Consider the following 19,510-nt stretch of genomic DNA (forward strand, 5'->3'; position numbering starts at 1 on the left):
CACAAAGGCACAAGAGATACTTATGCTATGTTCCTATGTGGTTTAAGAATTTAGAATAAACCACAAAAGGCACAAAAGAAATATTAATGTACTAAGGGTTTTTAGGGCACAAAAATTTTACCTAAAGGTAAAATATCAGATCATTCCTTTAAGCTGCTCGGAAAAGACCTTTACAATTTGTTCTGAACAAATTCGCTACCTTTACTCAAATAAAATAAAGATGAATCTCCTTGCTCATTCCTATTTATCGTTTTCCGATGGACAAATTGTGGGCAATATGATTGCGGACTACGTTAGAAATGCCGACCGGGAAAAACTTCCTGTAGAAGTACAAAAAGGCATTATTATCCACAGAGAAATCGACACCTATACCGATCAGCATCCTGTTACGCATAAGGCCAAAAAAGTTTTTCAGCCTTTGGTTAGATTATATTCTGGCGCTTTTGTAGATGTCAGCATGGATTACTTTCTTGCCAACGATGTGGCAATACATGACGAAACCGACTGGAAGAAACATACAAAGCATGTATACAACACATTGTGGAATTATGAAGAAATACTTCCGGAAAGGTTTCTCCACATTCTCCCTAAAATGGAAGCCGATGACTGGCTCTTCAATTACCGGTATGACTGGGGTATCAAATACAGCCTGCAAAATGTTCTGAACAAGGCCAGGTATCTGGAAAAAGATATTCCGGTTTTCAATTCATTTATGGAAGAAAAATATTTCCTGAAAGAATGTTATGATGAGTTTTTTCCGGATCTGAAAAGTCACATAGAAAATCTGAAAGTTTAGAACTGCTGATATTGGTAGCGGTCAGGGTACAATAGTTTAGTACTCTTTCTTTGTCCGCCGACTACAATATGTATAATATTCATCTGATCGTCGAATAAATTGTACAGTATACTCACTGCTGTTTCAATCTTTTTAGGATTCACTACCTTTTCGGTTTCCAGATAGACGTCTACAGCTTCAGAATTTTCTTCGTAGCCCAAAAAGTTTATCCGGATCTGATTGTTATTCACTTTCAGTTTCAGGTATTCCTCAAAATACTTCTGCAGCAGAGCCTGCATATCGCTTTTAAATTTCGGATTATTAAAGAACACCTTTTTCGCATACTTTTTATCCAGAGCATTTTCCATATCGTCTATGAAAAACTTTCCGGTAATCTCAAAAGTCTGGGATTTGGCATTGTAACTGAACTCTACAGAGCCTACATGATAAGGATGAACATCTTTTGCTTTTGCAGAAGAAAAAAACAAAATTCCCGAAATCAACAAAAAGATCCTAAAAAATATTTTCATCTGCACACATTTATAATTATTCGTATTTAAGAAGCTTTGCTGTTAAGCTAATTCAAAAATAATCAATATTTTCGCAAAAACGACGCCATGAACGATTTTATGTTTTACCTCAGGATGGGCTGGGATCATATTGTTAGTAAAGACGCACTGGATCATCAGTTATTTATTCTGGTACTAATCGCAGTGTATACCATACAGGATTTCAAAAAAGTACTGATTTTAGTTACTGCATTTACGATTGGCCATTCTCTTACACTGGCGCTAAGTGTTTTCGATATTCTTAGAGTTCCTTCTGCATGGGTAGAATTTCTTATTCCGTGTACCATAGCTATTACTGCACTGATTAATATTTTTGGCAAAAACAATGTCCAGAAGCAAATGAAGCTCAACTACTCTCTGGCATTATTTTTTGGGCTCATCCACGGAATGGGTTTTGCCAATTCTATCCGGATAACATTGGCCAAAGAGCAAAGCATTGCGACAGGATTATTAGGTTTTAATATAGGTCTTGAACTGGGACAGATTGTTGTAGTACTTGCCGTTCTTATTATTCTGTTTTTACTAACAACTATCTTCAAACTGGATCGTAAAAACTGGATTATGTTTGTCTCCTCCGGAGTATTTGCATTATCCCTGCAGATGGCTTTAGAAAGAATTCCTTTTTAAGGATTCAACACTTATAAAACAAATATCAAATAATTCTGTAAAAAAGTTCATTCCTTTTTGCAGAAAATACACCTGCATTTTTATACCTTTGAAATAAAAATAATTTCGACCATGAAATTTAAGTCTTTGTATTTATTATCCCTTTGCAGCCTTGGTGCCTTTGCACAGAATATTCAGAACAATCCGGGCAGCAATCACGGAAACAAATTCGAACAACTAGGAACTATACTTCCTACTCCCAATGTATACAGAACTGCCAGCGGTGCACCAGGTGAAAAATACTGGCAGCAACGCGCAGATTACAATATCAACGCTTACTTGGATGAAGACAAGCAGCACCTGAAAGCATCCGAAACCGTTACTTATTACAACAACTCTCCCGATACTTTAGACTATCTGTGGTTACAGCTGGATGAAAATGAGCACAGCTCTGTGAACAATGCAGGATTCGAATTCTCCAGTACGATTCCACAGGCTGTTACTGCAGACAAACTGAAGATTTCGGAATATCCGATAAAAGATAATGGCTACGGTGTAAAAATAGAAAAAGTTACGGATGCTAATGGCAGTCCGCTAAAATATACCATCAACAAAACCATGATGCGTATAGACCTTACCACGCCTCTGAAGAAGGGAGAAAAAATAGTCTTTAAAGTAGACTGGAACTACAACATTTCTGATAGAATGAAAGATGGCGGCCGTGGTGGCTACGAATACTTCCCTGAAGATGGTAATTATCTTTTCACTATGACGCAATGGTTCCCAAGAATGTGTGTATACAGCGATTTCCAGGGATGGCAGAACCACCAGTTTACAGGACGTGGTGAATTCGCACTTCCTTTCGGTAATTACAAAGTAAGCATCAATGTTCCTGCAGATCATATTGTAGGCGCTACCGGCGAATGTAAGAATTACGACCAGGTAATGTCTTCTGCACAGAAACAAAGATGGCAAAAGGCACAAAGCGCTACTGCACCTATAGAAATCGTTACACTGGACGAGGCTAAAAAAGCGGAGAAAAATAAATCCAAAGAAAGAAAAACCTGGATCTTTGAAGCCAATGACGTGCGTGACTTCGCATGGGGATCTTCCCGTAAATTTGTATGGGATGCTATGCCACAAGTTATCGCCGAGAACAATAATAAGGTAATGTGTATGAGTTTCTACGGAAAAGAAGCTTATCCTATCTACAGCAAGTTTTCCACAAGAGCTGTAGCACATACGATTAAGACCTATTCAGACTTTACCATTCCTTATCCATATCCTGTAGCACAAAGTGTAGAAGCCTCTAACGGAATGGAATATCCAATGATCTGCTTCAACTACGGAAGAGCAGAAAAAGACGGTACATATTCCGAAGCTACTAAAAACGGAATGATTGGTGTGGTGATCCATGAAGTGGGACACAACTTCTTCCCGATGATTGTAAACAGTGACGAGCGCCAATGGAGCTGGATGGATGAAGGACTTAACACCTTTGTGGAATACTTAACAGAAGAACTTTGGGACAATAAATTCCCGTCTAAAAGAGGACCGGCGCATACTATTGTGGATTATATGAAACTTCCGAAGGACGAGCTGGAACCTATTATGACCAATTCCGAAAATATTACCCGTTTTGGTCCTAATGCTTATTCCAAACCGGCAACCGGACTTAATATTCTTAGGGAAACCATTATGGGTCGCGAGCTTTTCGATAAAGCATTTAAAACCTATGCTAAAAGATGGGCTTTCCGCCACCCTACTCCGGCAGATTTCTTCAGAACAATGGAAGATGCCAGCGCTGAAGACCTTGACTGGTTCTGGAGAGGCTGGTTCTACGGAACGGATCCTGTAGATATCGCCATAGAGAAAGTAAGCGTTGCAAAAGCTGACACCGATACAAAATCTGTGGAGAAATCAACTTCTGTAAAAGTTGCCAAACCTGAACTTCCGGTATTCGATGATATTTCAAAAGTCAGAAACCGCGAGGACAAGAAGATTACTTTCTATACCGATAAAGATAAGGAAGCACAGGATTTCTACTGGAGATATGACAGAGGTATGGAAAAAGTAGATCCTAACAAAACTTTCGAAGTAAAAACTCCGGCATCTGAAAACCTGACAGGAAAAGACAAAGAGCAGTTTAAAGATACTTACGCTTATCAGGTAGACTTCGCCAACAAAGGCGGACTGGTAATGCCGCTGATTGTGGAATTTACTTTTGAAGATGGTTCTAAAACCACAGACAGAGCTTCAGCACAAATATGGAGACACAACGAGCAGAAAGCATCCAAAACTTACTTCTTCAACAAGAAAGTAAAATCTATACAATTGGACCCAATGCTGGAAACAGCAGATATTGACACTTCCAACAATTACTGGGGTGCAATGCCTGAAGCCAGCAAGTTTAGCATCTTTAAAGCAAAACAAAATCAGGCAAGAGGTGCTGCAAACGGTGTCATGAATCCAATGCAGGCCGCAAAGAAATAGCCAAGACCAATTATTAATTAATATGATTGAAAGCCTTATTACCTATGTGATAAGGCTTTTTTGTGGGCTATATTAGCAGAATATTTTTAAACCACATAGATACATAGCTAATAATTCCAAATAAAGTTTTACATAGGAAATAAATTTTCACACATCAGCTATGTATTCTATGTTAGTATCGAAGATACCTTTATTCAACACTATGAAAACTATGTATCTATGTGGTAAAAACTAAACGGCAGCAATATATCTTTTGCGCCTTTTGTGGTTATTCTAACCTTCAAACCACATAGACACATAGTAAAATACAGCCATAAACTCTATATCTCTATGTGGTAAAACTTTTCGGCAGCAATATTCGTTTGTGTCTTTTGTGATTTATTCCAACTTCTAAATCACATAGAAACATAGCTAATAATCCCTAATAGACTACTTTACATAGGAAAATAAATTTCCCCACATCAGCTATGGAAACTATGTATCTATGTGGTGAAAACTAAACGGCAGCAATATATCTTTTGTGTCTTTTGTGGTTCATTCTAACCTTCAAACCACATAGACACATAGTAAAATACAGTCATAAACCCTATGTCCTTATGTGGTAAAATCCAAATTTCTTTTGTGCCTTTTGTGGTTAATAAGCATCAATTTGTGAGTTCAGATTTATGCCTTTCTGGTTTGGATCTTGAAATTGCATTTTCATTTTTTCTGCCAAAATTTCTTATCCTGAGAAAAACTCTGCCAATTTTTGACCATCAACTTGCAACTTGCAACCAATAATCAACTTGGCACATTGTTGGAGAAAACTAAACCAGAAATCAAAAAAATTAAGATAATTATGTCAGTAAACTTCAAACCATTAGCAGACAGAGTTCTTGTAGAACCAATCGCTGCAGAAACTAAAACTGCTTCAGGAATCATTATCCCGGACACTGCAAAAGAAAAGCCGCAAGAAGGAACAGTTGTAGCTGTTGGAAACGGTAAAAAAGACGAGCCGTTAACTGTAAAAGTTGGAGATAAAGTACTTTATGGAAAATACTCTGGTGCTGAATTAAAGCTGGAAGGAAAAGACTACTTAATCATCAGAGAAGCTGATTTATTAGGAATCATCGGGTAAGCTATTGGCTTCTGGCAGATAGCTTTTCTATATAAAAAATTAATTTAAAAATAATGTTAGTGTCTAATATCTGACGTCTAACATCTAATATCTAAATAAAAATGGCAAAAGAAATTAAATTCGATATTGAATCAAGAGACGCTCTAAAAAGAGGTGTTGATGCATTAGCAAATGCAGTAAAAGTAACATTAGGTCCTAAAGGTAGAAACGTAGTAATCGAAAAATCTTTCGGTGCACCACACGTTACAAAGGATGGGGTTTCTGTAGCTAAAGAAATCGAACTTGAAGACAAAGTAGAAAACATGGGAGCGCAAATGGTAAAAGAAGTTGCTTCCAAAACTAATGATATCGCAGGTGACGGTACTACTACCGCAACTGTATTGGCACAGGCTATCGTAAGAGAAGGTCTTAAGAACGTAGCTGCTGGTGCAAACCCAATGGACTTGAAGAGAGGTATTGACAAAGCTGTTGTAGCTGTAGTTAAAAACCTACAATCTCAGTCTCAGTCTGTAGGAGATTCTTCAGAAAAAATCGAGCAGGTTGCTTCTATCTCTGCAAACAATGATGATACTATCGGTACTCTAATTGCTGAAGCTTTCGGTAAAGTAGGTAAAGAAGGTGTAATCACTGTAGAAGAAGCTAAAGGTACTGATACAACTGTAGATGTTGTAGAAGGTATGCAGTTCGACAGAGGATATCAGTCTCCTTACTTCGTAACCAACCCAGAGAAAATGGTTGCGGAACTAGACAATCCTTATATCCTTTTAGTTGAGAAAAAAATCTCTTCTATGAAAGAATTATTACCAGTTCTTGAGCCTGTTGCACAAGGTGGTAAGTCTCTATTAATTATCTCCGAAGAAGTAGAAGGTGAAGCTTTAGCGACGTTGGTAGTAAACAAACTAAGAGGTTCTCTTAAGATTGCTGCTGTTAAGGCTCCAGGATTCGGTGACAGAAGAAAAGCTATGTTGGAAGATATTGCTATCCTTACAGGTGGACAGGTGATCTCTGAAGAGCAAGGCTTCACTATGGAAAACATTACTTTAGATATGTTAGGAACTGCTGAGAAAGTTTCTATCGACAAAGACAACACAACTATCGTAAACGGTGGTGGTGAAGAAGCTAAAATCAAAGGAAGAGTAGCACAGATCAAAGCTCAGATGGAAACTACAACTTCTGACTACGACAGAGAAAAACTTCAGGAAAGACTGGCTAAGTTAGCTGGTGGTGTTGCTGTACTTTATGTAGGTGCTGCTTCTGAAGTTGAAATGAAGGAGAAAAAAGACAGAGTAGACGATGCACTTCACGCAACCAGAGCTGCTGTAGAAGAAGGTATTGTTGCTGGTGGTGGTGTCGCTTTAGTTAGAGCGATCTCTTCTCTAGACAACCTTACTGGTGCTAATGCTGACGAAACTACAGGTATCAAAATCGTAAAAAGAGCCATCGAGGAGCCATTGAGACAAATCGTTGCTAACGCAGGTGGTGAAGGTTCTGTAATCGTTGCTAAAGTAGCAGAAGGTACAGGTGACTTCGGATACAATGCTAAAACTGACGAGTATGTAAACATGTTGGAAGCAGGTATCATCGACCCTACTAAAGTAACAAGAGTTGCTCTTGAAAATGCAGCTTCTGTATCAGGTATGCTTCTTACAACTGAGTGTGTAATCACTGAAGTGAAGAAAGACGAACCAGCTATGCCAATGGGTGGTGGTATGCCGGGAATGATGTAACGGTCAACAACTGAAACAATATATAAAACCGTTCTGGAAACAGAGCGGTTTTTTTGTGTCTGAAAATAAAATTATACACAAATACGGTTTTCCGTAAGGAAATATTATTATAATACATTACATTAGTATGCAAATTTTAGATTCAAAATACATATGATGAAAAAAAAAGATTTAAAAAAATTCATACAGAGTTAATTAATTTAATCAAAAGCAATTTAATCTCTGAGTTTAAAGATAAAGATGGAAAGCCTGTCGATGAGGTAGAGTATGTGACTTTAATAAACATTGTACTCGACGAAGATAATGAAGAGCGTGATAAAATAATTATAACTGAGATCTATGCTGATACAAGATTATTCATTAGATTTATGGATGATGATTCTATAAGTTCTGAAAACACTCAAGTAAAAAACAATAAACCTATTGAGTTTTTATACAATCATGATACAGATGAATATGATATAGTCATTAGCGACGTGATATTTTATGAAAATAAATTATTTTAATATACAAACATAATATTCATGTAAAAAAAATGCCAAGCAGTAAAAGATTCTTTATCTAAAAAGATAAAAGAAATTCATTTAATTGTTTTAATAAAGAGCTAAAACGTCACATAATATCATATTGATAAATATTTTATTCTCATGAATATTATAAATAATAGATATATAACTACTTTAACATGCTAAATAATAAATCAATATTATATAATAATAAAATAATATTTTTAAAATTAGAAGATTTTATACAGAAAATAATTAAAGACAAAGCTTGTTTCATTTGTGGTGCGCCTAATCATTCTAAAGAATTCAATGATGAACATATCATTCCAAATTGGATCTTAAGAAAATATAAATTACAATCTAGAAAAATAACATTACCTAATGAAACACAACTTACATATTCAAGATATAAGGTTCCATGTTGTAAAGATTGCAATTCAGAACTAGGAAGCACTTATGAAGTTCCTATGAAAGAATTATTCAGCAAACCTTATGAAGAAATTGTGCTTGAACTTACTAATAAACAAGAAATAGCAGAACTATTATATAAATGGCTTTGTTTAATTTACTTCAAGACTCATTTAAAAGATACTTTCTTAAAGATGGATCAAAGTAATCCAAAAAATGAAGATACAATTGGAGACATCTATTTTTGGGAGCATTTTCATCACATCCATTGCATAGTAAGAAGTCATTATACTAACGCAAAATTAGCCCCAGAAGTATATGGATCTTTGTATATCAATAAGATAATAAGAAATGACTCTGATGATCCTGATAAATTTGACTATATTGATAATCCATATACTAAAGGTATATTATTACAGCTTGAAAATGTTTGTATTTGTTCTATTTTAGACGACTCAAAGGCTACTTTAAGTTTATATCAAAACCAATTAAATGACATTCATGAGGGGTTAAATTTATATCAATTTTACGAAATTTTTGCCCACCTAAATTATCTAAGAATAAACTTAAATGAAGAAACAATATTTAAATCAATATTCAATACAAACATGAATTATCATATTATTGCTGAAAGACCTGATACATTAGAATTAATTTCTGAAAAAGACAGAATAGGAAGTCACGGAGAGTTTTTAGCATTTTATATCAACCGTAGTATTAATCCTTCAGAAAAAAACAATAAATTCTTAAAAGAAATTGAGGAATGTCAAAGAAGTTTTCTATGGGACGATAAAGGTAATTTCTCCCCACAGTGCGAGCATAATGCTCGCACTTAATGTCAAAATGTTATAAAACCCATTTACTCTCCAAAGTAGGTTTATTCTCAATATTATTTCTCCTTTCCCCACCCAAATAAAATACCCAAAACCTGTCATTTTTTATCCTGTAGGTTTTACTTATATTTGTTTTTATAAGCCACATAACTATGCAAAGCAAAAAAATACATCAGGGCAGGAATGTCAAGCGTTTTCGTGAAATGTTAGGCATAAAGCAGGATGCTTTAGCTTTTGATCTTGGTGAAGACTGGAATCAAAAGAAGATTTCGCTTTTGGAGCAGAAAGAAATTATTGAAGATCCTTTGCTAAAAAAAATTTCCGAAGCATTAAAAATTCCGGTGGAAGCGTTTCAGAATTTTGATGAAGAACAGGCTGTGAATATAATTGCCAATACTTTTGATAATGGTGCAATGTTGAATGGAATCAATTACAACCCTACTTTTCACCCGATGGATAAAGTTTTACAACTTCACGAAGAAAAAATTGCTTTGTACGAAAGAATGCTAAAAGAAAAAGACGAAATGATGGCCAAGCTGGAACAGCTTATTAAGAAATAACGGTCAGCGACCGAGGCATATATAAAACCGCACTGGAAACAGAGCGGTTTTTTGCATCTATAATATTTCACATAACTGTGGACTTTGTGAGAAAACAGTATCTTTGGGTTTGAATTTTATTATTGACGAATAGTGATACTAATACAATTGTACCATTTACAAATTCGGATGTTAGCCCTAATTATAAAACTACCATAACCATAGACAAATCAAGAATTAATGACAGAGAAATTTCCGGCAATAAATAGCACACTTTCACCAAATGAACTTGGTAAGCTTATTCAACAGAAATATGGACTAAGCGACAAAACGGAATGCAGCATATTCAGAATTGCCATGAACCATTTGTATATTGTTTACGATGGCGAAAACAAATATGTTTTTAGAGTTTACACACACAATTGGCGGACAAAATTAGAAATCGAAGAAGAATTAAGACTTTTACTTCACCTAAAAGAAACTGACGGACAAGTTGCTTTTCCGCTTGCCGACAAATCCAACCAATACATTCAGGAAATTGAAGCACCGGAAGGAACAAGATTTGGTATTTTATTTTCGTATGCCAAAGGCACAAAGACAGCAAGATTTTCACCACAGACAAGTTTTCTTATTGGACAAGCCTTAGCAAAAGTTCATCAATCTACAGAGAATTTTGAACTCACAAGAATTTCTTACAATACTCAGAATTTACTTGACAACCCTATTTTGAGAATAAAAAAGTTCTTCAATAAAAACAACAGCGAAGTTATTTTTTTAGAAAAATTGTCTGCATTTTTAGCGCTAAAAATCCAAGATATTGACACACCAAAGATGAGATATGGAAGCGTCCATCTTGATGTTTGGTTTGACAATCTGCACATTGATAACGAAAAAGAAATAACATTTTTTGACTTCGACTTTTGTGGCAACGGTTACCTATGTTTTGACATTTCTTATTTCCTATTTCAGCTACTTACAACTAATTTGAACGAAGCAGAGTATCAAGAAAAAGCAGAAAGCTTTTTAAAAGGCTATGAAACTGTAACAGTAATAGGCTCCGAAGAAAAAAAGTTTTTGCCTTATGCCTGTTTAGCAATTATGGTATATTACATAAGCGTCCAATGCGACAGATTTGAATATTGGACAAATATTTTCGTGAATGAAGACCATTTAAAAAGAATGGTTGGAAATCTGAAGCGATGGATTTCTTACAACAAAATTGAGATTGAATAAAATGGTCAGTGGTCAGTGACTGGGCAATATATATAAACCATTTTATTTTATAAGACGGTTTTATTTTGAATGCAACAATAATATGGCTCTTATCACAAAAACCTCTGATTTAGATTAACCAAATAACAAATTTATATAACCTGAATTAACAATATCAAATTAAATGATACACTCTAAATTTTCAATCTGCATACTTTTATGCATCGCACTGCTAAGCTGTCAGAAAAAAGATAAAATTGTAAAAAGAGATAATGAACCCGATGTCCATCTGTTGCAAAGAGAAGATAATGAAATGAACACAGCAATAGAAAATGCACAAAAATCATTATACAAATTCAAAGAAGCAATAGAAAGTCACAATCCCGATTATTATAATTTCGCACTGAAAGAAAGATTTGATACTGCAGGTTCCGGAGGTGAACATATATGGATAAGTAGAGTCGAATATTTTGATAATAAATTCTACGGAATAGTAAGTGATGAACCAATTTCAACCATGGAAGTAAAATTGGGGGACACCATTGAGGTTAATCCTAAAAATATAACAGACTGGATGTATTTCGATAAAAAAATTGTAAAAGGAGCTTACACTACAAAAGTTTTAAGAAAAAGAATGTCACAACAAGAACGTACACAAATGGATAAAGAGATTGGAGCTACTTTCGAAAATGAGTAAAACCTACAATAGCGAAAAATAATCCCCTCGCTAGCGCGAGCGTTACGCTCGTGCTTGAACCCTTATAAATCAGTCAGAACTTGATTTTTTTTATCTTTCATTCAGTATTTATATTTGTTTTTATAAGAGTAGCAAAACAATGTGGCTAAACAGACTTTTCAACAATAAAAAAGTAAAAGGATTAACGAAGTTCGAATATTTCAAGAAATTTCAGCTTATAGAATTATTTGGTTTGCTTCATCAGGCCGAAAAATTCATGAAACTCCAAAATAATTTAGATCCGGAATTCAACCAATTTAAAGATGATCTAATTGAAGAAATATATGAAATTGAATGCAATAATGTTGTAGACTTCACACGAATATGGGATTGGTTTAAACCCAATCATGAATGGAATAAAGCAACTCAGAATGAAGGCAAAAATTTAGGCAATCAAATTTTTAAAATAGCTGATTACTGGAAACGAAATCAGGATTTTTTACCAGGGACAAAACTAAATTTGAATGAAGAAAACGGAGTTGTTCTTGATGTTGAGATAAATGGAATTTTTGGAAAAATCCGATGGGACACTAATAAAGAAAATGATATTGAAGATTGGTGTGGACAATTTGGAAGTTTTCTTGATGCCGGTGGAAAAATATTAAATCAAGATTTTAAATTTAAACATATTAACGATGATGGAACTCTAAACAATGATTGTGGATAACTTTATATCATCCCCTTTAAATCTTCACCACTCCCCTGCTAGCGTGAGTGTCACACTCGTGCTAAGTAAAATATAAAAACCTTTTCAATATCAGATAAAATAACTGGAACCTGTCATTTTTTATACTTCAGGTATTACTTATATTCGTTTTTATAAGCCATATAAACATGCTGAAAGGAAAAGACGAAATGATAGTTTATCCAAAAATAACGGTCAGCGGCCTGGGCATCTATGGTCTAGCGAATCATTTACAGAGTGTAAAAATTCCGACTAAATACAAAATACTTATAGGCAAATGAAGGTTATAAATTTACACAAAAGAATTCTCGATCAACCAATTTCAGAAATTGGCAAACTACTAAACACTTTAGCGACAGACAATGATATGATGCTGGCAACAGACAAATGGTCACCTATGAAGCTGGATAATGGATTACAAATTGGCTCAAAGGGCGGACACGGGCCAATTAAATATTTTGTAACGGAATATCAGCCTGAAAGATCAATCACTTTTCAGTTTGACTTGCCAGGTTTTAATGGTTTTCACAGATTCGATATAAATGAGTTAGAACCCGACAAAACAGAGCTTTCACATATTATCAGGATGACAACAACAGGTTCAGCCACTTTAAAATGGGCGTTAGCAATTCGTTGGTTGCACGATGCTTATATTGAAGACGCTTTTGATAAAGTCGAAAACCAATTTATAAAAGATAAGAAAAATAGCGAATGGAGTTTGTGGGTAAAACTATTGCGAAAAATAATGAAACCTAAAAATAAATAAAAAAGAACCTCCCCCGCTGGCGCAGGTGTCACTCTCGTGCTAAGTAATATTGTTTTGGTATTTCAAATTGGTTAAAAAATCACAATCGCCCCAAACTAGAGCACACTCACAACAATCTGATTACGAGTAATAACACTTATGTTTTCATTTACATTTGTTTCAAAATTTTATATATTTGAGAGTCAGGCTACACTTTAAAAACAACCGATGAACTCTAAAATTATAATAATACAATTCCTTTTTCTTATAATTCTCGGATGTAAGCCACAAGAGGCTAGCAAAGGAAGAATATCAAATTACCAAGATAAAATACTTCAGGATAAAAATGTTCCTAAGCATCTCAAAAATTGGGCGATTGGTATAAATGAAAATAACATAGATTCAATTAAGCATTTTTACGATATAAATGCGGTTAAAATAAATTCTCCTGATAATATCATTGAAGGTTCAAGCCAAATAGCTAATTATTTTAAAGCTCAAAAAGAAAAAATTACATCAATTAAATCTCTGTTTAGCGTAGAAGCGAATAGTAAAAGGAAAATAAATTATGAATTGGTTAGTTATAAAACCGATGACCAAAAAGAGTTTATTGGAATTGTAATTTGGAAAGTAGAAAATGAAAAGATAATTAGAGAATTTGAATTCACAAAAGAAAGTAGTTTAGACTCTAAAAAAGTTGATACCGCAAATATATCTGAAAGAAGAAAATTATGGATCCAACTCTGTAATGAAAATAACCCTAAGAATCTGATTAAAGAACTCTACAGTAGCAATATTATTTATTATAATCATAAACCATTAGTAAAAGGAACAGATGATTTGATTAAGGAATATAGCTATATGGATAACAAAAATTACCATCTAAAACTACATCCATTAACATTAAAGACTGTAAATGCTAGTTTCGCTTTTGAAATTGGACAATGTATAGGAAGTTATAACGGAAAGTATATTATTGTTTGGGAAAAGGGCGCCGATGGAAAATGGAAAATAATTGTTGATTCAAATATATAAATGTCCCCGTGCTAGCGCGAGCGTCACGCTGGTGCTTGAATCTATATAAATTAGCCGGAACCAGCCATTTATCATCGTTCAACTTTTATTTATATTTGTTTCTATAGCAAATAGGTAAAGCAAAAACAGTATACAAATTGAGATGAAACCTGCCAGAATTCAAGTTGACTTTAACGAACTTATTGAAAGCGATCTGGTTTTGCTTTCCCAGCAGGACATTAAATTGGACAATAGCGGGCAAGAAGTTTTACTATTCCCGGGCAAAGAAATTGACATTTATATGGATGATACAGATGAAAATGGGGCTGTTGACAATTTAGTAGCCAGTGGAACTGTAGAGCTAAATAAGACGGGATTATTTCCGATTTGCAAATGGAATTGCAGAATTAATGCAAATGGGATTCAACACGAAAGCGAATTCAAAAATAATAAAAAGTAAATTGAAAAATCAAAGCATAACATTTATTGTCTTTTTAAGCTATCTAACATTTTCTTGCGGTCAGAAAAATGAAAAAGTCGAAAATAAAATTTCGGTTGAGAATACAAATACTGAAAACTCAATTTCCACAGAAATTAAATCGACTACGAAAGAAAATGAAATGAACAATACTATAATAAAAATCGTTAAGGCCTATCAAAAGAAAGATGAAAACACCTTAAATAGCTTAATATACAAAGATTATGGGCTTACATTTCTGTTTGCCAGAGGCGTCGCTGATAATATCTCTACAGCAAAACAAATTTCATTCAAGGAGCCTGTTCCAGAATATTTACCGTATGACACAAATTTTGAAATACAATATCTGATAAATGAAACTGGTTCTCCCGTCTTCAGCTGTGAAACTGAAAGCTGGAATAAGCCTTCCGGGATTTATGTTGATATGACGACCAACAACAAATTTTTATCAACAATTGCAATAAGTGAAAATAAGCTTACGGAAGAAACCATTTGGAATGGAAAAGAAATTAAGTTATTTGAAGAAATAGAGCGTAAAAGTCATAAAGTCACTTTAATTGGTAAAAATCAAGAAACTTTTATTTTCTACATAGCCAAAATAAATAATAAATGGTATTTAACTGCAATAGACAGATTTGAAGTTTGTTCTGCCTAAAAAGCACTGAACCGGAGAATGGAAATATTATTGTTTTACTAAAGACAACAACAGAAATAGATCTAATTCTAGGGAAATATTTATCATAAGGATTCGTAAGTTTAAGAATAAATGTTATTTTTAGCACTTACAACAAATTACATGAACAACACCAGGAAAATATCAATATTAATAGGTTTCTTTTTATTTACTTTATTTTATTCTCAGACAGACAAAAAAGACAGCCTTATCGCCAGTTTCACCTATTTAGTAAAGGCTAAGCTCTATAAGTCTACTCCCGATAAGATATATGAAGAACTATTTTCTCTGCAGGTATTAAAGGATCGTGCTTTCTTTATTAGTGAGCAATCGATGAAATATGATTCTACTTTTCAGAGTGAATTTCAAAAAGCTACTGTAGGAGGCACTACACATATAGACTTCAGAGGAAAATCTTTTCCAAAGACAAGATTTCCATATACTGTATTACAAACCAATCAGAACAATCAGTATTTCGAAAGAGCCGGAATGTCATTACTCAGCTATAAAGAACCTGTAATCAACAACTGGAAACTTGTAGACGAGTCAAAAACCATACAGTCATTCAACTGCAGAAAAGCAGAAGTCAATTACAATGGAAGAAACTGGACGGCATGGTATACTACCGATATTCCGCTTGCTTATGGTCCTTATAAATTTACAGGATTACCGGGGTTAATTATTAAAATATCCGATCAGAGCGGAGACTATGATTTTGAACTTGTAAAATCCATACCAAGCAGTCAGCTGAAAGGTAAGATGCTGGCTATTGAAAAACGCAGATATGAGAATGCCAGCGCAACAACTATGATGGGCTTGCGGGAAGCAAAAAAGAACTCCGTCAATAATATGGTCGGAGCACTTCAAAGTATGGAAACAACTATATTACCCGAATCCAGAGAAACCGTAAGGGATATTCAACTGCAAAAACAAAAAAATTTAAACGACGAGAATACTATTGAAAGAATTCAATAGCACGGCACGATGACAGAACGAAAAAAATACAACGGAACATATACTGACCATTCAGGAACAACTTCTGTAATTGTTGAGAACGATTTTAAAAATTTATATACCGAAATTGACGGTGTTAAATTTTCAGGATCTGAATTTTCCGATCTGTCTGTAGATGATAAAACAAAATATACCAAGCAGCAGCTGGAAAGATTTACATGGAGTAAAACACCTGTTTACAACTCAGAAATAGTCAGAGAAGAACTTTGCAACTGTACTTTTAAAATTTTGGTTCCACAGCTAATTATAGATAAAACAACAGATTCAGAATTTTATTCAGATCTGAAAATTGAATACACACTGGGAAATGCTGAACCAAATGGCGGAATTGAAGATGAGAGAATTGCAGTCTCTTTAACCATCGAAGGAAAGCTTTATACCGGTATTGGTGATCTAATGGAAACTGCGTTGGACGAGATTCATAGTCAATTTGGAGAAAGCTATCATTTTAAAAACTGTTATGGTTGTCTGTATGGCGACTATAGCGTTTACGGACAAAGTAGCTTTGGGACAATGCTGTGTTTCGCTGCTCAAAAAGAGAAATATAAAAAAGTGACCAACAAACAGGAATACATGGACCTTCCAACTGATGAAGCCACCACCGTACAGGAAATATATTACTGTGATCAATATGAAGTAAGAAAATCCGGAGCAGGTTATCGCGGCTAAGAATAGATACTAATGATACAATACCAACAATGAATAAATTAATCCCGGCACTAAGTTTTATAATACTCATGTCTTGTGGAAAACAGGAGAACAAAACCAGTGTTGCAACAACTGAAAAGACAGAACATATTGTTCAGGATACTACAGCCTCTAAAATTACTTTTCACAAGACAGATGGAAAAGCAGTCTTGCTGGGTAATGACATAAAACTTCTGGATGGAAATTTTAAAGAAACAAAAGATATCAGCAGCCTGAACGAAAAGCTTGTTGATATAACAGAAATAAGTGACCTTACTTACAAAGCAAATCCGGCAGATGAACACTGTCAGGAATTCAGGTATGTCAAAATAAAAACAAAAGATGCTGAAGGCTATGTTGATGGCAGAAAAGTCTACGGACTGACAAAAGATGCCCAGATTAAAATATTAAAGACCAACAATAACGAAGTTTCCTTTACACCGACAGCTTATTTTGGTATTGGCGTTTCGGATGACGATGGCCTGACGGGCTGTCCGATTAATTCTCCGGTTATCTTCTCCGACAAATCTGCTAAGTATGAAGGATTGGTAAAAATGGTAAAGAATACAAATTACAAAAGCGATTATCCATATTTTGAACTTAAAAATGATGATGGAGCAAACGATGAAATTCTAAACATCGAAAAACAGGGCAATAAATATCTTCTTACAATAAAGCGAACCTATCAGGAAGGTGGTGCGAATCTTCTAGTAACCGTATCTAAAGACAAAAACGGGAAATTTGTAGCTGAGATTTTGGAAAACAAACGGACTGAAGAATAACATCACTTTCCGTAATATTTTAATCATACTATATTAATTTCTAAACAAAATCAACAGATTACCATACATTCTATAAACATAATCTCAATAGAATGCTTAAATTTAGGCTTTGTATACAAATACAAGTTAAAACTAAGCCTCCATGAAAAAAGTATTTTTAGCATTTCTATTCCTCATCAAGATTACAACAATATCTGCCCAACAATCCGAAACTCAGGATTTAAACAGTATTTCCAATTATTTCCAGGAAATTAAAACAGCTACCCAGCAAAACACCAGATTATGGAACAAGGACCTGTATGGTGGCATTCTGCTGGTAGAGCCCAAAACCAGACAATTATACAGCAACGAAGAAGATGCCCAGAACAGTTTAACAAAACAAGGTAACATATACGTCGGAAAATTACCCGACAATATTAATATGGCCAATACTTCCCTAATGTGGAATGGCAAAAACTGGGCTATGATCATGCTGCCACTGTCTGAAAATAAAAACGACCGGATAAACTTACTGGCGCACGAACTTTTCCACAAAGCTCAATCTGCATTAGGATTTACTCAGAATAATAAAGAAAGCAACCATCTTGACCAGAAAGACGGGAGAATATACCTTCGCCTGGAACTGGAAGCTCTTACAAAAGCCGTTCTTTCCGATTCAAAAAAGGAACAAAAAGAACATCTGACCAATGCGCTTATATTCAGAAAATACAGACATACTCTTTTCCCGGAATCTTCCACTATTGAGAATCAATTAGAATTGAACGAAGGCCTTGCAGAGTACACCGGATTTATGATAAGCGGAAGAAACAAAGCGCAAACAAAAGAACATTTTGTAAAGACAACCAAAGCTTTTCTTAAAAATCCAACCTATGTCCGCTCATTCGCTTACAGTACCATTCCGGTTTATGGTTATTTGCTCAGCCAAAAGGATAAATACTGGAATCAAAAAATTAAAGGTGACACCAATCTTACAGATTTCTTCATTCAGGATTTCGGAATAAAAACACCCGCTCATTTAAAGGCCAGCGTTGACAAAATTGCCAACAACTACAACGGAACAGCTATTTTTTCGGAAGAAAAAGTAAGAGATGAAAAAATAAAAAAATTGATCGCTGAATATAAAAGCAAATTGATTGAACAGCCACATCTTGAAATAAAATTTGAGAAAATGAATGTTTCTTTTGACCCAAGGAATATAATCCCGATTCAAAATAAGGGAACTGTTTATCCAACGATTCGGGTTACAGACAACTGGGGTATTCTGGAAGTTACAAAGGGAGCATTAATGAGTCCCAACTGGGATAAAATATCGGTGAGCTCGCCTGTAAAAATAAATGATGAACTGATTGAAGGAGAAGGCTGGACGATCAAAATCAATAAAGCCTACACTGTAAAAAAAGATGAGAAAAGCAACAATTACATACTTATGAAAAAATAAACTGAATAAAATATAAACAACTATTTAACAGAAAAATGAAAATAATTGACAAACTAGCCTGGATCGAACTAAAAGACAAATCCATTTTGTCTACCAAAAGCTTCGGAAAAGACAAATATTATCTGCCTGGTGGTAAAAGAGAAACCGGAGAAACAGACGAGCAAGCGCTTATCCGCGAGATAAATGAAGAGCTGAGTGTAACGATAGACAACAAAACACTTAATTATATCGGGACTTTCGAAGCTCAGGCACATGGACATGAAGAAGGTATAGTTGTAAAAATGACTTGCTACGCTGCGGAATATTCCGGAGAACTAAAAGTAAGTTCTGAAATCGAAGAAATGAAATGGTTGAAATATTCGGACAAAGACAAGATATCTGAAGTTGACAAATTGATTTTCGATAACCTGAAAGATAAAGGTTTACTGGATTAACATAGCTTGGAATACTAAAATTGATGTCAGATTGAGCTT

20 protein-coding genes are annotated in these 19,510 nt (G+C 34.6%); 19 read left to right on the plus strand and 1 reads right to left on the minus strand.

Annotation, left to right across the window (positions count from 1 at the left end; genetic code table 11):
* The first annotated feature begins 220 nt into the window (after window positions 1-220).
* Window positions 221-796, plus strand: coding sequence for an acyl carrier protein phosphodiesterase (locus AYC65_RS14685; protein WP_034866416.1), 576 nt, complete (start codon window positions 221-223; stop codon window positions 794-796).
* Here AYC65_RS14685 and AYC65_RS14690 read toward each other — a convergent pair.
* Window positions 793-1,305: a DUF6702 family protein gene (locus tag AYC65_RS14690; protein WP_034866413.1), complete on the minus strand. Its 513-nt coding sequence runs from the start codon at window positions 1,303-1,305 to the stop codon at window positions 793-795. The genes AYC65_RS14685 and AYC65_RS14690 overlap by 4 nt on opposite strands.
* A gap of 87 nt (window positions 1,306-1,392) precedes the next feature.
* On the opposite strand from AYC65_RS14690, the gene AYC65_RS14695 reads away from it, so the two are divergent.
* From AYC65_RS14695 to AYC65_RS14780, 18 genes are all read left to right on the plus strand, one after another.
* Window positions 1,393-1,971: a HupE/UreJ family protein gene (locus AYC65_RS14695; protein WP_034866410.1), complete on the plus strand. Its 579-nt coding sequence runs from the start codon at window positions 1,393-1,395 to the stop codon at window positions 1,969-1,971.
* Between the two features lie 111 nt (window positions 1,972-2,082).
* Window positions 2,083-4,443 (plus strand): M1 family metallopeptidase, encoded by a 2,361-nt coding sequence (locus AYC65_RS14700; protein WP_034866407.1) that lies wholly within the window; start codon window positions 2,083-2,085, stop codon window positions 4,441-4,443.
* A gap of 838 nt (window positions 4,444-5,281) precedes the next feature.
* Complete coding sequence (locus tag AYC65_RS14705; protein ID WP_024564629.1) at window positions 5,282-5,560, plus strand: co-chaperone GroES; 279 nt, start codon at window positions 5,282-5,284, stop codon at window positions 5,558-5,560.
* A gap of 101 nt (window positions 5,561-5,661) precedes the next feature.
* Entirely contained in the window at window positions 5,662-7,287 is a 1,626-nt protein-coding gene (gene groL / locus AYC65_RS14710; RefSeq protein ID WP_024568375.1) for a chaperonin GroEL, read from the plus strand.
* Between the two features lie 685 nt (window positions 7,288-7,972).
* Window positions 7,973-9,037, plus strand: coding sequence for a hypothetical protein (locus tag AYC65_RS14715; RefSeq protein WP_059333891.1), 1,065 nt, complete (start codon window positions 7,973-7,975; stop codon window positions 9,035-9,037).
* Between the two features lie 149 nt (window positions 9,038-9,186).
* Window positions 9,187-9,594 carry a helix-turn-helix domain-containing protein gene (locus tag AYC65_RS14720; protein WP_034869401.1) on the plus strand — a complete coding sequence of 136 codons (408 nt, stop codon included), beginning with the start codon at window positions 9,187-9,189 and terminating at the stop codon, window positions 9,592-9,594.
* Between the two features lie 219 nt (window positions 9,595-9,813).
* The gene (locus AYC65_RS14725) at window positions 9,814-10,806 is read left to right on the plus strand and encodes a phosphotransferase (protein WP_034869403.1); all 993 of its coding nucleotides are present in this window, start codon (window positions 9,814-9,816) and stop codon (window positions 10,804-10,806) included.
* Between the two features lie 163 nt (window positions 10,807-10,969).
* A complete protein-coding gene (locus AYC65_RS14730; RefSeq protein WP_034869405.1) occupies window positions 10,970-11,482 on the plus strand; it encodes a DUF2314 domain-containing protein in 513 nt (170 codons plus the stop codon).
* Between the two features lie 256 nt (window positions 11,483-11,738).
* Window positions 11,739-12,188 carry a hypothetical protein gene (locus AYC65_RS21095; protein WP_236628035.1) on the plus strand — a complete coding sequence of 150 codons (450 nt, stop codon included), beginning with the start codon at window positions 11,739-11,741 and terminating at the stop codon, window positions 12,186-12,188.
* Between the two features lie 295 nt (window positions 12,189-12,483).
* Window positions 12,484-12,972, plus strand: coding sequence for an SRPBCC family protein (locus AYC65_RS14740; protein WP_034869409.1), 489 nt, complete (start codon window positions 12,484-12,486; stop codon window positions 12,970-12,972).
* Window positions 12,973-13,179: 207 nt separating this feature from the next.
* Window positions 13,180-13,986 carry a Cif family virulence factor gene (locus tag AYC65_RS14745; RefSeq protein WP_034869410.1) on the plus strand — a complete coding sequence of 269 codons (807 nt, stop codon included), beginning with the start codon at window positions 13,180-13,182 and terminating at the stop codon, window positions 13,984-13,986.
* A 142-nt stretch (window positions 13,987-14,128) separates the two neighbouring features.
* Window positions 14,129-14,425: a hypothetical protein gene (locus AYC65_RS14750; protein ID WP_034869412.1), complete on the plus strand. Its 297-nt coding sequence runs from the start codon at window positions 14,129-14,131 to the stop codon at window positions 14,423-14,425.
* Window positions 14,382-15,098 carry a hypothetical protein gene (locus tag AYC65_RS14755; RefSeq protein WP_234300367.1) on the plus strand — a complete coding sequence of 239 codons (717 nt, stop codon included), beginning with the start codon at window positions 14,382-14,384 and terminating at the stop codon, window positions 15,096-15,098. The genes AYC65_RS14750 and AYC65_RS14755 overlap by 44 nt, the downstream gene beginning before the upstream one ends.
* Window positions 15,099-15,239: 141 nt before the next feature.
* Entirely contained in the window at window positions 15,240-16,091 is an 852-nt protein-coding gene (locus AYC65_RS14760; protein WP_034869632.1) for a GLPGLI family protein, read from the plus strand.
* Window positions 16,092-16,100: 9 nt separating this feature from the next.
* Window positions 16,101-16,799 (plus strand): DUF6304 family protein, encoded by a 699-nt coding sequence (locus AYC65_RS14765; protein WP_034869414.1) that lies wholly within the window; start codon window positions 16,101-16,103, stop codon window positions 16,797-16,799.
* Between the two features lie 29 nt (window positions 16,800-16,828).
* On the plus strand, window positions 16,829-17,599 hold the full coding sequence (locus AYC65_RS14770) for a hypothetical protein (RefSeq protein WP_131828198.1): 771 nt from the start codon (window positions 16,829-16,831) through the stop codon (window positions 17,597-17,599).
* A 142-nt stretch (window positions 17,600-17,741) separates the two neighbouring features.
* On the plus strand, window positions 17,742-19,037 hold the full coding sequence (locus AYC65_RS14775; RefSeq protein ID WP_034869418.1) for a hypothetical protein: 1,296 nt from the start codon (window positions 17,742-17,744) through the stop codon (window positions 19,035-19,037).
* A 35-nt stretch (window positions 19,038-19,072) separates the two neighbouring features.
* The gene (locus tag AYC65_RS14780; protein WP_034869420.1) at window positions 19,073-19,471 is read left to right on the plus strand and encodes an NUDIX hydrolase; all 399 of its coding nucleotides are present in this window, start codon (window positions 19,073-19,075) and stop codon (window positions 19,469-19,471) included.
* Window positions 19,472-19,510: the final 39 nt, after the last annotated feature.

The organism is Elizabethkingia bruuniana (assembly GCF_002024805.1).
Classification (GTDB): domain Bacteria; phylum Bacteroidota; class Bacteroidia; order Flavobacteriales; family Weeksellaceae; genus Elizabethkingia; species Elizabethkingia bruuniana.